Below are 14547 nucleotides of genomic sequence, written 5' to 3' on the forward strand. Positions count from 1 at the left end.
GAGGACAAAATCAGATGAACAATAACCAGAAATCCATGAGATACGACCAGAACGACTACGACGCTCTGCTGCACTCCAAGATTCCGGCCGCTCTGGTCGAAACTCCGCAGATGAACTTCGATGATGCCGGCGATGCCTCCGTGTTCTTCGCCCGCGAGCTGGATTACGTCAAGTCTCAGTCCTACGATGTGGAGTACCCGGAGTTCACCGCGCTGAAGCTGTTCCCGGTCTCCAGCGAAATCAACCCCGGTGCAGAAACCGTCACTTACTACAGCTACGATAAGACCGGCATGGCGAAGATTATCAGCAACTACGCCACCGACCTGCCCCGTGCTGATGTGAAGGGTAAGCCCACCACCGCCATCATCAAGTCTCTGGGCGACAGCTACGGCTACTCCATTCAGGAAATGCGTGCCTCTGCTATGGCAGGCAAGTCGCTGGATGCCCGCAAGGCAGAGTCCGCCCGCTACCAGATCGACTACCTGAACAACAAGATCGCGTGGAACGGCGATGAGGAAACCGGCCTGCGCGGCGTTCTGTCCAAGGACAACGATGTGCCGCTGTACGTCCCTGCGACCGGCGCAAAGGGTTCTACCAAGTGGGCAGACAAGACCGAGGACGAGATTCTGGCCGACATCACCGGTATGCTGAAGCAGGTCGCCCGCACCACCAAGAAGGTGGAGAAGCCGGACACTCTGGCCCTGCCGTCCGAGGCGTATATCGAGATTCAGAACCGCCGCATCGAAAGCACCGCAACCACCGTGCTGAAGTACGTTCAGGATAATATCAAGGATATTGCCCGCATCGTCTCCTGCCCGGAGCTGGACCCCGACAGCGTGGATACCAACCCCTATGCGGCAGAAAGCGATGGCAAGGGCGTTGCACTGCTGTTCAAGAACGACCCCCGCAAGTTCACCATCGAGAACCCGCTGTCCTTCATGCAGTACCCTGTGCAGCCTGAAGGTCTGGAGATGGTCGTTCCCTGCGAGGCCCGCACCGCAGGCGCTATCATCTACTACCCCATGTCCATGCTGATTGCCACTGGCATCTGCTGACTCACCCGTGGAGCTGCCGTACGTTTGTGCGGCGGCTCCTATCTTTTTGTAAAGGAGCCATGATATGAAACTGAAGAATATCGGAAACAAAATCATCAGCATCGGCGCTACCGTGATCCTGCCGGGTGAAACCAAGGATGTCACCGGCTATGATGACAACGAGATCGTGAAGTTCTTCATCGGGCAGGGAAACCTGTCCGAGGTCAAGAGCCGCACTGCTGCGAAGGAGAAATAAGTCATGGAAGATGCCGTCAGAATTTTCAGGCTGGTTGCCACCGAGTTCGACGTGCTGAACGATGAGACCGTTGAGGCATGGCTGAACCTCACAGCGCCGCTCATCAGCAAGAAGGTGTTCGGGAAGCTGTATGACCAAGCCATCGCACTCCTGACGGCACATCGTCTGAAAATGGCTGGCTATGGCGATAACCAGTACGGCAGCGTGGGCGACGCTCTGCGCGTTGGAAGCTACACTGAAGGCGAAACGTCTGTCAGCTTCAACGTAAATCAGGGAACCAACCTGATGGCAGATGCCGAACTGGCGCTGACTCCCTATGGTCTGGAGTATTTGACGCTGCGGCGGCTGGTCGTGATCTCGATTCGTTCGGCGGGTGAATGCCGATGACTGGCGGGTGGGACCGGCTGACCCCAGAAGGGGAAAAGTTCTTCCGCCAAATTGATGAGCTTCAGGACAAGGAAGTTTTTGTTGGGTTCCAAGCGGGCAAGGTCACGGATGACCGGGGCGTTGATATGGCGCAAATCGCCATGTGGAACGAGCTGGGAACTTCGACCGCGCCGTCCCGGCCATTTCTGCGCAAGAGCGTTGATGAGAATGCTGACCCCATCAATGCCATGTGCGCACAGCAGCTAAAGGCTATTACTGCTGGCGGAACGGCCGAGCAAAGCCTGAAGCAAATTGGTGTATTCGGCGTGGGCTTAGTTCAAGAGAAAATCGAGAGCGGCAGCTATGAACCGAACGCGCCCTCCACCATCCGCAAGAAGAAATCGGACAAACCGCTGATCGACACCGGCAGAATGCGGCAGTCCGTCAAATACGTCATTCGCAAGAAAGGAAGTGGTTGATATGGGGCTGGGCATTTTTCGCAGAGCATTTGTTGTGCGTCGCTTCGGCGAGGAGAACATTGTCGATGGCTATGGGGTTTCCGGGTATAAAGACTTCATCACGTCCCTGAATGTTCAGCCGCTCTCCAAAGATGAGCTTCAGGCGCTCCCGGAAGGTGAGAACACCGTAAAGCGCATGAAGGCTTTCGGTGATCTCGTTTTCCATACCGCAGACCGCTCTGCCGGCCGCAGAGCCGACTGGCTTTTCTATCAGGGGCGGATGGACCCGGAAGGACACTGGTATGAATGTGTCAGCTCGCTGGGGTGGGACCACACGATGGTGGGTCACTGCCGCAGCGAGTTTGTTCAGGTTTCAGCAGCAGAGGCCAACCGTATGCCGCGCCCTGAAATCCGAGCAGATGGGAAAGGTGGATATTGCTGCGTATGACGCTTGCCGAACTGAAGAAGCTGCTTGTGCAGCTTACCCAAACGTACTTTGCTGGAGCAACCGTGACGTATGCCAAGCAGAGCTTTGTAGCAAAGCCCGGCAGTCCGCTGGTCACGCTGACCACCGGCTCCGTCAACCGGTCGAGAAACCCGCCGGTCAAAATCATTGAAGGCACACCGGTAGCCTTTTATCCTGCATCTGTTCCTGTGCAGATTGATCTGTTCACGCATGGCAGGCAGGCAGAAGTGGCACCGGGCTTCACCCCCATTGCCGAAAACACGGCTGAAGATGATATGCTGGCCTTTGAGAGTTTCCTGAACTCCCCGTTCGTAACACAGTGGTGTCACCAGCATGACATCGCCATTGTCGTTCCTACGGCAGTTCAGGATTTGACCGATTTGGTGCATGATACCAACTACGAGTTCCGGGCAATGCTGGAAATCGCGGTTTATTTCACCATGACGGCCATCGGCATTACCGGAACGCTGGACATCGACAGCGTGAAGCATTCCGATGGCGAAGATGACATCCAAGCTGATGATGTCATCAACATTGAGCCGCAGGTAACCCCGACACCCAGCGGCGGCGGCAGTTCGGAGATGACTGCCCATGAGGGCGAATATTTCACGAATGCCGAGATAAATAACCGACTTGCAAAGGAGGAAAAAGATATATGAGCAATAGCCTCGATAGGATTTGTACCGTTGACATCTCGCTGGCGTCCCCCATCTCCAACGATGCCAACTTCGACAATATCCTGATTCTGGGCCCTGCCCCTGCAAATCCGACTGGGGATGTACCTGCCATCGGCGTGTACAACAGTCTGGAGGAGCTGACGGCGCTGGGCATCGCTGCCACCGGTGAACGCAGTGACCCTGTTGGCGTGGCTGCACGGGTGGCTTTTTCGCAGTCTCCCAGACCCCACGAGGTCTATGTTGCCTTTATGGGCGACATCGTGGACAAGGAGACCGAAGACCCCGCATTGCAGACCGTAAGTGCTGTTCTGGAGAATGCGCTGGCCGTCAATGGCTGGTACTGCATCTGCCCGGTCGGCCTGGCGGATGAAAAGGTCAAGGAAATCATCCAGTGGACCGAAACCCAGAACAAGCTGTGCGGCTACATCGACAAGGATCCGGATAAACCCATTGTGGATGCCGGCCTTTATCTGCGCAGCTTCCCGTTCTTCCCGAAAGAAACGGCAGACCAGTTGGAGAACGACATCCCGGCTGAGAACCTGTACGGCATGGCTGTAGCTGCGGCCGTCAAGGCGATGAACTACCACGCCGGTCAGGAAACGTGGGCGCTGATGCCGCTTGCGACCGTTTCTCCTGCAAAGCTGACCAGCACGTTTATCAAGAAACTGGAGGCTGCGAACTTCAACTATGTCATCACCGTGGCATCCAAGAACATCACGCAGGGCGGCAAGACCGGCGGCGGTGAGTGGATTGATGTTATCCGCTTCCGCGACTGGCTCCAGAACGATATGCAGGTTCGTGTCGTGAACCTGCTCATCGTCAACCCGAAGATTCCCTACACCGACAACGGCATCGGCCTTGTTGAGAACCAGATGCTTGCATCCCTGAAGGACGGCCAGAAGTACGGCGGCATTGCTCCTACGGAGTATGATGCAGACGGTAATGCTATTCCGGGCTACACCACGTCCGTGCCGCTGGCAGCAGACCTGACCAGCACCCAGAAGGCATCCCGTATCCTGAAGGACTGCAAGTTCTCTGCCCGCATTGCTGGTGCTATCCATGTGGTGGAAATCAAGGGTTGCCTGACCTACGAGAATCTGTAAGGGAGGGAAAGTAAATGTCCAGCAAGATCAAGACCTACAACCCGAAGGAAGTTATCGTCACCTGCGGTACGCACATTGTCACCGGCTATGCAGACGACAGCTTCATCAGCATTGAGCCGAACGGCGACGGTATCACCAAAAAGACCGGCTGTGACGGCGAAATTGCCCGTTCGATTTCGCCGGATAACACCTACAAGGTCAAGCTCACCCTGTTGCAGACCAGCGACAGCAACTCGTACTTCTCCGGCATGGTCGATCTCGACCGCGACACCGGCAACGGCCTGTTCCCGATTCTGATTAAGGACCTGAAGGGCGGTCTGGTGTTCAGCACGGAAGCTGCATGGTGCGTGAAGAAAGCTCCTGTCACTCGCGGCAAAGAGACCAACAACCGTGAGTGGGAGCTTGACACCGGCGATGCCACCATGAACGAGTAAGGAGGACACCGATGAATAACCTGAAGCAGCTCGAAACCCGCGAAGTAACCGTGGGTGAAAATATCTTCTACATCCGTCCGCTTCCGGCGTTCAAAGCAGCGAACATGACCGGCGAACTGGCAGCGCTCGTTCTGCCGCTCGTATCTGGCCTTGCACCGCTGCTGTCTGACGTGGATACGGAAAAGGAGGGTGACGGTCTGCTCGACATCAAGGTAGAAGATGCAGCTCCCGCGATTGCGGGGGCTTTCTCTTCGCTCGATGGCGATAAGGTCGAGAAAATCCTGAAGCACCTGCTGATCGCGGGCAGCAACATCTCGGTGGAGCAGCCGGGCGAAAAGGTGCGCCTGCTTACGGAAGACCTTGCCAACGAGGTGTTCTGCACCGATGTGCAGGATATGTTCATTCTGGCGTTTGAGGTCATCCGCACCAACTACAACGGTTTTTTCAAGAAGCTCGGCGACCGATTTGGCAAAGTCGCCGAGTGGGCGGAGAAGACGATGGCCCGGGCCCGGAACGCTACGGCGACCTCGACCTCAGCGGTTTCACAGAGCTTGAGCTGAGAATGTACATCCTCATCAAGGCCCGGTTGGCATCCATGTGGGAGCTGAAGAACTGCTATACGCTGGACGAAGCTCTGAAGCTCTATGCGCTGTACCGCATGGAGCAGGACGTGGAAGCCGGCCGGGTAGAGGATATGGCTAAGGAGGTGAGCTGACCAGTATGACCATACGCGACATCGGTATCCTGTTTGGCTACAAAGTCGATCAGGCCTCCGAGCAGAAGGTAGAGGGCAGCATCAAGTCGCTGAAGTCGATGGCCTCCAAAGTTCTCGGCGCGGTCGGCATCACGCTGTCCGTCGCGGGCATCAAAAGCGCCATTGATGGCTGCGTTGAGGTGGCATCCTCCATTGAAGAGATGCAGAACAAGTTCGATGTTGTCTTCGGCGATATGCGGAATGAGGTCGATAAATGGGCGCAGGAATACTCCGATGCCATTGGCCGCAACAAAAACGACATCAAGACCTACCTTGCCGATCAGCAGAACTTGCTGGTCGGCTTTGGCATGACCCGCCAAGCTGGCGCTGAAATGGCCGAGCAGATGACCTCGCTGGCCCTCGACCTTGCCTCGTTTGGTAACATGGACGAAACAGCGTCCGTAAACGCCATGACGAAGGCTGTCATGGGCGAGTCTGAAGCCGCCAAGACGCTGGGTGCGGTCCTGAACGACAGCACCAGAGCGCAGGCGATGGCTACGCTGGGCCTGAAGGGAACCTACGATAAGTTGGACCAGCTCACGAAGATGCAGGTCAACTATCAGGCCATCCTCCAGCAAAGCCCGGATGCCATTGGCGACTGCCAGCGCAGCCTCGACAGCTACGAAAGCACCAAAAAGCGGTACATCGCCAAGCTGAAGGAAATCAAAACGATAGTCGGCCAGTTCTTCCTGCCGACCTATCAGAAGATTCTGAGCATTGGCGCAAAGGGTCTGACGATGATTCGTGACTGGCTCCAGAAGCTCACCGACCTTACGGATAAGCTGGGCGGCTCACAGCGTGTGCTGTCTGTTCTGGCTGCGGCGTTCACGGCCATGCTCGTGGCGATGAACCTCAAGAAAATCGGAGCGGCCATAAACGGCTTTACGAAGCTGGCGCGGGCAATAGGGCTGGGCCACGGAAAGGCGCTGGCCTTTTTTGCGGTCTTCCTGTTGCTGGCCCTCGTGATTGAGGACTTCATCTCGTTCATGCGGGGCGACAAAAGCCTGCTCGGAACCATGCTCGAACGAGCTGGCGTAGACTGCGAAAAGCTGCGCCAGAACATCGTTGGAGTATGGACGAAGATCAAGCAGGCCATCGGCTACATCGGCGAAGGCATCCGTAATGTGGTTGTTCCCATATTTGAGGGCATCCGAACTGCGGCGGTGGTGGCGTTTGAGGAGATACAGCAAGCCGTAGCCAAGGTAGCCCCCGGTATCGCTCAGTTCTTCAAGGAATTGTCGAGCGGGAAGGTTGATAAGAAAAAATGGACAGACATCGGTGAATCCATCGGCAGAATTGCCGTGGGCGTGGTGGCTGTCATAGCCGCCGTCAAGGGCATCTCGGCTATCTTTGGCGTGATTACAACCGTTATTTCTGTTGTGAAAGCGGTCATTTCCGTTATTAAGCTGGCCTTTGTTGTTGTAAAGAGCATCATCACCGTTATCAAGGTGGTCGGTGCGGTAATCTCTGTTCTTGCCAGCGCCTTCGGCCCGGTCATTCTGGCAATCGCCGCTGCAATCGCAATCGGCGTTTTGCTGTGGAAGAACTGGGACAAGATTCGTGAGGCAGCAGGCAATCTGCTGGAAGGCATCAAGGCTACGATTGGCAACGTCCGCGATGCCATTGTGACGGGCATCCAAGCGGCCATCGACTGGATAACATCTCTCCCGGCTGAAGCCCTGAAGTGGGGCTCCGACATCATCGACGGCATCGTATCCGGCATCCAGTCTGCGGTAGGTCGTGTAGGCGAGGCTGTAAAAGGCGTAGCCGATAAGATCAAGTCGTTCCTCGGCTTCTCGGAGCCGGAGGATGGTCCCCTGAGCGACTTCCACACCTATATGCCGGACATGATCGACCTGATGGCATCGGGCATCACTTCCGGCAAGAAGAAGGTGAAGGATGCACTGGAAGGTATGACCGGCGAAATGTCGGTCATTGCCAAAGCCAATGTGGTTTCCAAAGCTACCGGGCGGGGCGCAACCGGCGGCACGACCGGTGGGCGCACTGTGACCCAGAACGTAAACATCAACAACCAGTTCAACGGCGACCGTGCCGGGCAGCAAAAGAGTTCTGAGGCTATGGATAAGGCCGCAGGCGATGCTACCGGCGAGATGGCCCGTGCGCTGGCATTTGCAAAGTAGGTGAGAGTACATGGCAAGAGCAAAACAGCCCGTCAGCGTCGATGACATCGAGTTTGATGCCCTGATCGATTCCGAAGAAGGCTATGAAGCGGATGTGCCTGAGTACCCGACCGAAAAGGGCTTTAGTGTAAGCGACACCATCGTGCTGAAAGCCGACACCCTGAATATGACGCTCTATGTGACCGATACGCCGGTGACATGGCGGGAGCGTACAGGCTCCGGCCCCGGAAAGACGGAGGGCGTTGTTCGTCGGCTGAAGGACTTGTATTTCGCCAAGAAGATTCTCGAAGTCACGACCACTGACTGCGTGTATTCCAACATGGTGATTACAAGCATGAACATCAAGAAGTCTGTGGAGGTCGGCTACGCCCGTGAGATTCCGATAGCCTTCAAGAAGATCGAGGTGACGGAAACCGCCACCGCAGAAATCCCGGCCAGCTACGGCAAGTCGGGCAAAACAGCAAAAGCCGCTGGAAAAGCAAGCACCACCGCCTCAAGTACGGCAGGAAGCAGCTCGTCCGGCGGCTCCTCTGCATCAGGTTCTTCGTCCAGCTCTAGCAGAGGTTCCGTTCTCTATAACGCTGCCAGCAGTTTCGGCTTGCTGGGATAAGGAGGGCGTTCGTGGACTACTTCGTCATCGAAGTCCCGGACATGAACGACAGCGTTGTCAAAGTTTCCCTCAAAAACAGGCTGTATCAACTGCGATTCACATGGAATGACACCGGCGGCTACTGGATGCTCGGAGTGATGGATTCACTCGGAACGCCACTGCTGCTCGGTGTAAAGATGGTCCCGCAGTTTCCGCTCAACCTGCTGTTCGGCCGGGATGATATGCCCAGCGGCATCTTCGCTGTCCTGACCGAAAAGGAGAGCGTCGGTCGGCAGGATTTTGCCGATGGGACGGCTCGTTTTGTGTTTGTCCCGGCATGATGCTGGAACAAATCATCCAGTAAAATCAATTCTCATTTTGAACAAATCTTCGATGGCGGGTTTGACAATTCGTTCTCAGAAAGTTCCAGACAAATTTCCATATACTTTTACTGGTAAAGTCCGGGTTTAATCAGAGGATTTTCAGAGGTTTTGGGATGAATGTCGCTCAAAATGGCCGATTTTACACAGAATCCGTTGGATTGTCCGCCGGACAGTCCTCGGACTGACCAAAACGGGAAACTTTTGCAAAACGCTCATATCATTGGTCACTTTCATTGCATTACCAGAACGGTAAGCTAGAATGAAGATGTGAACCGGGCAAACAAAAAAGAACCAGCGGTAAGCCGTCAGAAAGCACCGCTGGTTCCAATCTCTTGCCCGGAACGATATGAAGAAGTCCCGTTGCCGTAATTATATCATACCAGCGGGCTTCTTTCAACATCAAAAGGAGTGAGCTGATATGAGTGGCAACGATCTTGAACGCGAAGTTATCCGCATGGGTGATGTCGGTGTCGCAATCGACATGGTGGACAGCAACCTTGCAGATGGCAAACTTGAGCAGGCGGAACGCGCCGTTGTGATTCTTCGAGAAATCTTCGATGCCCGCAACAAGGGGCTGCGGAGCTGCTTCTACGGAGGTGATCGGAATGCCTGAAAGCATGACCTTTACCGACAAGAGCAAGCGGGAAATCCATGTGATTTATGAATCCGATGGTACGCCGCTCTTTTGCAGCAAGGATATTGCGACGGCAGCGGGGTATAAAGCCCCAAGCAAGGCTGTGAGCCAGAACCGTTGCAACGTGGATGCGGTGAAATACTACGCCGACTGGCAGACGGACACGAAGCGAGGAAAAGTGATGGCCTACTTCTTCACTGCGGAAAATGCCATCAAGTTTATGAACAAGAAGCCTATTCTGAACGATGACTGTAAGTGGATTATCAACACGGTCATTCCGCAGGCGCAGGAAGTCGGATGCAGGATGGCGGCTGATAAGCTCAGAGCAGAAAAATCTGAGCAGGATGCTCCGCAGAAGCCGCTGGCCGGAAAGAAAGAATCCATCGTGGAACGTCTGGACAATATCATTTTGGAATGCGTTTTGCTGAAGAAGGAACTCAGCAAGGCGAAGTAAGAGGAAACCTTCAGGGCTGCGGAAACGCGGCCTTTTTTGTTGCCATCGAAAGGGGAGAATGCCGTGAAGAATTTCGACAGGCAGTACCGGCTGGCGGCGGGCAAGGCAGGCTCGACCGGGTTTGAAATTGGCAGCGGCAAGCGACCGCTGCACGTTTCGTTCTCCGTAGAGAAGGCGGACACCAACAGCCAGAACACGGCCAAAGTGACCATCTGGAACCTGAGCGATGAACACCTTGCAGAGCTGAGTAAAAACGACTGCGTGGTCGTACTCCATGCGGGGTACGGCGACACCCGCCCGCTCATCTTCACCGGCGTAGTCACATTTGCCACGACAAAGGCTGACGGAGCAGACAGGTCAACAGAGATCGAGTTGGTGGATAACCGCATTGAAATCCGTGACACCTACGTTTCCGTCAGTTATTCCGGGGCTGTAAACTGCAAGACCCTGATTCAGGACACCGCTGACCAGATGGGTGTGACGGTTTCTTTCTCCTACAATGCAGAGTTCAAGGACATCCCGAATGGGTACAGCTACGTTGGCCCGGCCAGAAATGTGCTGACGAAAGCCTGTGAAACCAGCGGGCTGGTCTGGAGCATCAACAACGGCGTCTTGCAGGTCAAAAAGCCGGGAGATACGATGAGCCGCGAGGTGTATGAGCTTTCGGCAGAAACGGGCCTGTTGGGCCTCCCAGAGCGTGTCCAAATCTCCAATGAGGACAAGGGATACAGCTACGGCTGGGACGTGGAGTACCTGATGAACGCCGCAATCGGGCTGGACGATTATGTGTACCTGAATAGCAAGGTGGTCAAGGGGTATTTCCGGGTTTACTCAGTTCGGATTGAAGGCGACAACACGGAAGGTTCGTGGAGCTGCACAGCCCGCCTGCTGGAGGTGAAGCAAGAATGATGCAGGAGTTTGTTGACCAGATCAATAAAAGCGCCCGCAGCGCGACGGAGGATATGCACACGGCACTGCCGGGCGAGATAAAAAGCTACGACCCGGACAAGGGTGTCGCCACAGTGTTACCGAAGGCAAAGTTCACAAAGCCGGATGGCAGCATGATGGACTTCCCAGAAATCTCAGGAGTCCCGGTCATGTTCCCGCAGAGCAAAAATGTCACTATCGCATGGCCCATCAAGAAAGGCGATGGATGCCTGCTAGTTTTCAGCGAACAGGCTCTCGATTACTGGATGTACGGCAAGGAAACTGACACCAAGCTGAAGTTCGACTTGACCAACGCCATTGCCATTCCAAACCTCACATCTGGCGGCAACAGCACCATGAAGCTGGCCTGCGATGAGGATGCCGTAGCCATTGCCGCAGGCGACACAAAAGCCAAGATCACGCCCAAGACCGCAGAACTGACTCTCGGTTCGGCCAAGGTCAAAGTGGAGCCGAGCCTTGTGCAGGTCACAGTCGGCGGCACGGTGCTGGCAATTTCACCCGACGGCGTGGACATCACCGGAAAGCTCACGGTCAAGGGCGGCATCACCGCAAGGGATGATGTCAAGGCATCCAACGGCAGTATCAGCCTTGCAAACCACGCCCACAGGGGCGACAGCGGCGGCATGACCGGGAAGCCGCAGTAAAGGAGGGAAAAGCATGATAGACCTGAAGCTCGATGCCACCGGGGACTTAGAACTCTCGGCGGCAGGCGACATTTCAGCTACGGACAGCATCGTACAGGCTGTCCGTATTCGTTTGCTCTGGTTCTTTGGAGAGTGGCGGCTGATGCCTTCGCTCGGCTTTCCGTACTTTGAGAACCTGCTGGTCAAAAATCCGAATGAGTCCAAACTCCGGCATCTTATCCGGGAAACCGTGATGTCTGTCGATGGAGTAACGGATGTATCGGAAATCCTGTTCAACATCGACAAGAAAAGCCGTAGGGCATCCGTGGAGATCACGTTCAACACGGATGAGGACAGTTTTAGAGAGGAGGTCAAAATCCCGTGGCAAAATATGGCCTGACCCCGCAGGGGCCAAATCCGAAACGCCTTGATGTCATCCTTGAGGATATGCACAGCAAGATGACAGAACGCCTCGGCGTAAACACCCGGCAGAACCCGCAGTCTTTGCTGAATCACACTCTGACCAACGTCGCAGATGAGATTGCAGAGCTGTGGGAATTTGGAGTAGATGTGTACCACTCGCAGTACACATCCAGCGCCACCGGCGTAAGTCTGGACTATGCCGCACAGTTTGGCGGCTCCACCCGTGAAATGGCAGCGAAGTCCTATTACAGCATCCTCTGCACCGGTCTGGATGGAACAACCATTCCGGCAGGAACGGTGATTGCATCCGACACAAACCCGGCAACCAGCCTGACAGCTACCGCAGATGCAACCATCACGAGGTCGGCTTTCAACAAGGCCACCGTCATCCTTGCATCACCGGCGGCTACAACGGCCCTTGGGGTGGCTCTTAACGGAAACCTATACACCATCACCCCTGACCCCAAACAAAGCACCAGCGAAGCCCTAGAGGCTCTGGGAACAGCCATCACGGATAAGGACTTCCATGTGACGGTCATCAACGACACCATCGTGATCGAGGCGGTCGATGAAACCAGCTCCAATACGCTGGTCCTGTCAGAAAACCTGACCACTGCTTCTGTGGGCAGCATCGTCACATTTGAGACTGCCGAGCCGGGCGACATCTTCATTCCGAACGGCGTAATCACGAAGATCACGAAAGCTGTTCCGGGCATGGAGTCCGTGGTCAACGTGGGAAGCTATGTTGCCGGTCAGCTCGCAGAGAGTGATGTGGAGTTCAGAAAGTCCTACACGAACAAAATCTACAACCGCTCGTCTGCCATGCTGGAAAGCATCAAGAGCGCCATCCTGAAGAATGTGCAGGGTGTGGTGAGCGTAGCTCCCTATGAAAACTGCACAAATGAAGTCGATTCTGCCGGCCGGTGGCCGCACAGCATCGAAGTTGTGGTCGAGGGCGGCGACGCAACGGAAATTGCCCAGCAAATCCTGAACACAAAGGCAGGCGGCATCAATACTTTCGGCAGCGTAGAAACCACCCTGCACGGCGTTTACGGCGAAGACATCGTGGTGCGCTTCAACCGGCCGACGTACGTCAAGGTCTGGTTCAAGGTTGGTGTCACTCTGAGTCCGAACACAAATCCGCCTACCAACTATGTCGAGCTTGTCAAAGAGCAGATTCTGGAGAAAATGAGCGCACTGGGGGCGGGCGAGAACGTCATCCCGCAGAAGTTCAACCTTCAGGTGTCTGGCATCGACTACATCGACGTATGGTTGTTTGCAACACCGAATGACGGCGATATGCCCACTGGCTACACCCAGCGCAGTGTGTCCATCTCGGCGCGGGAGCGGGCCGTTACGGACGAAAACAGGATTGAGGTGGTCATGGATGGCTGATTACGTCCAGAAGCTCCGGGACGATCTTGCGGAGCAGTTCAAGGGCAAGCCGGTCATCGACGCGCTCATGGAGGCCGTTGGTGATGAGCTGAACGAGGTTCGACAGTTCTACGAAGACCTGCGCGACAAGCGGAATATCCAGACAGCAGTTGGGAAGCAGCTTGATGGCATCGGCGACAATGCGGTTCTGACCCGCCTTGAAGCCGGTGCTTTGGCCTGCGCCAAAGAATCTGTGTATGTACTGGATGATGATGCCTACCGGACGTACCTGATATACAAAATCTGGAAGAACACCAACAACTGCACCTACTATGACATCATCCGGGCGTTCAAAATGTTCTGGGACAAGCCCCTGCATTACCGCGAGGACCCGGCCATCCCGGCCACCATGATTTTTGAAACCGATGCCCTGACACCGGAGGCTGACGTTTCAAAACTGCTGAACGCTCCGTTCATCAAGGCGGCAGGTGTGGCAATTCTGGTGGTGGCGAACACCGAGGCTCCTGAAATGGTCGCAGATGTGCCGGTCGAGGGCATTCTGGGCCGGGGCTATACGACGACGACCCTGCCGGAGATTGAAACCGGCGAAGCATTCATCGACACTGTGCTGCCGGTCCCGGCTGCACAGAACATCACGCAGACAAAACTGCCTGAACTTGAGGAGGATGAGTTATGAGCTACTATGGCTTTGTTGTTACTGACAGCGGCCGAGAGCTGATTGCCAAGCTGGTTGCCGGGCAGCAGCTCCCGATTTCCAAGATTATGGTGGGCAGCGGTACTATCCCGGATGATGTGAAGCCGGCCGCGATGACCGCGCTGGTCGAGCCGGTGGCCGCTGGCACATCGACTGCCCCGGTCTATGATGGGGCCAGCGTCCGCATGATCGTGGAGTACCGCTCCGACCTGAACGGCGGTCTTGACCACGGATTTTGGCTCCGGGAATTCGGCGTGTTCGCCTTTGACCCGGACAAGGGCGAAGTCCTCATCTACTATGGCACGCTGGGTGACTACCCGCAGTACGTCAGCGCTGCATCCAATACCGGCGTGGATGTCCGCCGCTTTCCGGTGTGCATCGTCATCGGCGAGGGGCTGGGCGTCACCGTTGACTACAAATGCGAGGCGTGGATGACGGCGGAAGATGTGGAACAGTATTGCTCGGTCACGATGCTCCCGGCATTCCTGAAGGAAGCACAGAAGCTCGTAGATGCCCACAACGACGATGAGGAGGCCCACCACTCCATCCAGAACAGCATCTCCGACGTGTCCGCCCGGCTGGCTCTGCTGGAGCTGATGTTCAATACCTCCGTCACCGGCAATCCGTTCACGGTCACATTTGAGACACTGGACGGCACGGTGGTAGAGGGCGTCTGGAACACCACGGCAAAGAGGATCGAGTTCTGATGGAGCAC

21 protein-coding genes are annotated in these 14547 nt (G+C 55.5%); all 21 read left to right on the forward strand.

Annotated features, from left to right (window positions below; translation table 11 throughout):
• The first annotated feature begins 14 nt into the window (after window positions 1-14).
• The 21 genes from J3348_RS01090 (at window position 15) to J3348_RS01190 (ending at window position 14539) form a co-directional block, all read left to right on the forward strand.
• Complete coding sequence (locus J3348_RS01090; RefSeq protein WP_242702825.1) at window positions 15-1055, forward strand: DUF2184 domain-containing protein; 1041 nt, start codon at window positions 15-17, stop codon at window positions 1053-1055.
• 64 nt (window positions 1056-1119) lie between these two features.
• Window positions 1120-1290, forward strand: coding sequence for a hypothetical protein (locus J3348_RS01095; protein WP_207698100.1), 171 nt, complete (start codon window positions 1120-1122; stop codon window positions 1288-1290).
• Window positions 1291-1293: 3 nt separating this feature from the next.
• Window positions 1294-1677 carry a DUF4054 domain-containing protein gene (locus J3348_RS01100; protein WP_097780276.1) on the forward strand — a complete coding sequence of 128 codons (384 nt, stop codon included), beginning with the start codon at window positions 1294-1296 and terminating at the stop codon, window positions 1675-1677.
• Complete coding sequence (locus J3348_RS01105) at window positions 1668-2135, forward strand: hypothetical protein (RefSeq protein WP_242702826.1); 468 nt, start codon at window positions 1668-1670, stop codon at window positions 2133-2135. Before J3348_RS01100 ends, J3348_RS01105 begins: the two co-directional genes overlap by 10 nt.
• A gap of 1 nt (window position 2136) precedes the next feature.
• Window positions 2137-2562, forward strand: coding sequence for a hypothetical protein (locus tag J3348_RS01110; RefSeq protein WP_118527168.1), 426 nt, complete (start codon window positions 2137-2139; stop codon window positions 2560-2562).
• The gene (locus tag J3348_RS01115) at window positions 2559-3239 is read left to right on the forward strand and encodes a hypothetical protein (protein WP_207698101.1); all 681 of its coding nucleotides are present in this window, start codon (window positions 2559-2561) and stop codon (window positions 3237-3239) included. The genes J3348_RS01110 and J3348_RS01115 overlap by 4 nt, the downstream gene beginning before the upstream one ends.
• Window positions 3236-4360 (forward strand): DUF3383 family protein, encoded by a 1125-nt coding sequence (locus J3348_RS01120; RefSeq protein WP_207698102.1) that lies wholly within the window; start codon window positions 3236-3238, stop codon window positions 4358-4360. Before J3348_RS01115 ends, J3348_RS01120 begins: the two co-directional genes overlap by 4 nt.
• A 14-nt stretch (window positions 4361-4374) precedes the next feature.
• Window positions 4375-4794: a phage protein gene (locus tag J3348_RS01125; protein WP_097780281.1), complete on the forward strand. Its 420-nt coding sequence runs from the start codon at window positions 4375-4377 to the stop codon at window positions 4792-4794.
• A gap of 11 nt (window positions 4795-4805) precedes the next feature.
• Window positions 4806-5354 carry a phage tail assembly chaperone gene (locus J3348_RS01130; protein ID WP_097780282.1) on the forward strand — a complete coding sequence of 183 codons (549 nt, stop codon included), beginning with the start codon at window positions 4806-4808 and terminating at the stop codon, window positions 5352-5354.
• A 2-nt stretch (window positions 5355-5356) separates the two neighbouring features.
• The gene (locus J3348_RS01135; RefSeq protein ID WP_154276181.1) at window positions 5357-5509 is read left to right on the forward strand and encodes a hypothetical protein; all 153 of its coding nucleotides are present in this window, start codon (window positions 5357-5359) and stop codon (window positions 5507-5509) included.
• A gap of 5 nt (window positions 5510-5514) precedes the next feature.
• The gene (locus J3348_RS01140; protein ID WP_207698103.1) at window positions 5515-7689 is read left to right on the forward strand and encodes a hypothetical protein; all 2175 of its coding nucleotides are present in this window, start codon (window positions 5515-5517) and stop codon (window positions 7687-7689) included.
• 10 nt (window positions 7690-7699) lie between these two features.
• Window positions 7700-8299 carry a phage baseplate protein gene (locus J3348_RS01145; RefSeq protein WP_207698104.1) on the forward strand — a complete coding sequence of 200 codons (600 nt, stop codon included), beginning with the start codon at window positions 7700-7702 and terminating at the stop codon, window positions 8297-8299.
• Window positions 8300-8310: 11 nt separating this feature from the next.
• The gene (locus J3348_RS01150; protein ID WP_207698105.1) at window positions 8311-8619 is read left to right on the forward strand and encodes a hypothetical protein; all 309 of its coding nucleotides are present in this window, start codon (window positions 8311-8313) and stop codon (window positions 8617-8619) included.
• A 460-nt stretch (window positions 8620-9079) separates the two neighbouring features.
• Complete coding sequence (locus J3348_RS01155; RefSeq protein WP_207698106.1) at window positions 9080-9274, forward strand: hypothetical protein; 195 nt, start codon at window positions 9080-9082, stop codon at window positions 9272-9274.
• Window positions 9267-9749 (forward strand): hypothetical protein, encoded by a 483-nt coding sequence (locus tag J3348_RS01160; RefSeq protein WP_207698107.1) that lies wholly within the window; start codon window positions 9267-9269, stop codon window positions 9747-9749. Before J3348_RS01155 ends, J3348_RS01160 begins: the two co-directional genes overlap by 8 nt.
• Before the next feature lie 63 nt (window positions 9750-9812).
• Entirely contained in the window at window positions 9813-10658 is an 846-nt protein-coding gene (locus J3348_RS01165) for a hypothetical protein (protein ID WP_347565342.1), read from the forward strand.
• Window positions 10655-11341 carry a Gp138 family membrane-puncturing spike protein gene (locus J3348_RS01170; protein ID WP_207698108.1) on the forward strand — a complete coding sequence of 229 codons (687 nt, stop codon included), beginning with the start codon at window positions 10655-10657 and terminating at the stop codon, window positions 11339-11341. The genes J3348_RS01165 and J3348_RS01170 overlap by 4 nt, the downstream gene beginning before the upstream one ends.
• Before the next feature lie 13 nt (window positions 11342-11354).
• Complete coding sequence (locus J3348_RS01175; protein WP_154276176.1) at window positions 11355-11720, forward strand: hypothetical protein; 366 nt, start codon at window positions 11355-11357, stop codon at window positions 11718-11720.
• A complete protein-coding gene (locus J3348_RS01180; protein WP_207698109.1) occupies window positions 11702-13138 on the forward strand; it encodes a hypothetical protein in 1437 nt (478 codons plus the stop codon). Before J3348_RS01175 ends, J3348_RS01180 begins: the two co-directional genes overlap by 19 nt.
• On the forward strand, window positions 13131-13814 hold the full coding sequence (locus tag J3348_RS01185) for a DUF2612 domain-containing protein (protein WP_207698110.1): 684 nt from the start codon (window positions 13131-13133) through the stop codon (window positions 13812-13814). Before J3348_RS01180 ends, J3348_RS01185 begins: the two co-directional genes overlap by 8 nt.
• Window positions 13811-14539 carry a hypothetical protein gene (locus J3348_RS01190; protein WP_097780293.1) on the forward strand — a complete coding sequence of 243 codons (729 nt, stop codon included), beginning with the start codon at window positions 13811-13813 and terminating at the stop codon, window positions 14537-14539. Before J3348_RS01185 ends, J3348_RS01190 begins: the two co-directional genes overlap by 4 nt.
• Window positions 14540-14547: the final 8 nt, after the last annotated feature.

This window comes from Faecalibacterium sp. Marseille-Q4896, assembly GCF_017377615.1.
Lineage (GTDB): Bacteria > Bacillota > Clostridia > Oscillospirales > Ruminococcaceae > Faecalibacterium > Faecalibacterium taiwanense.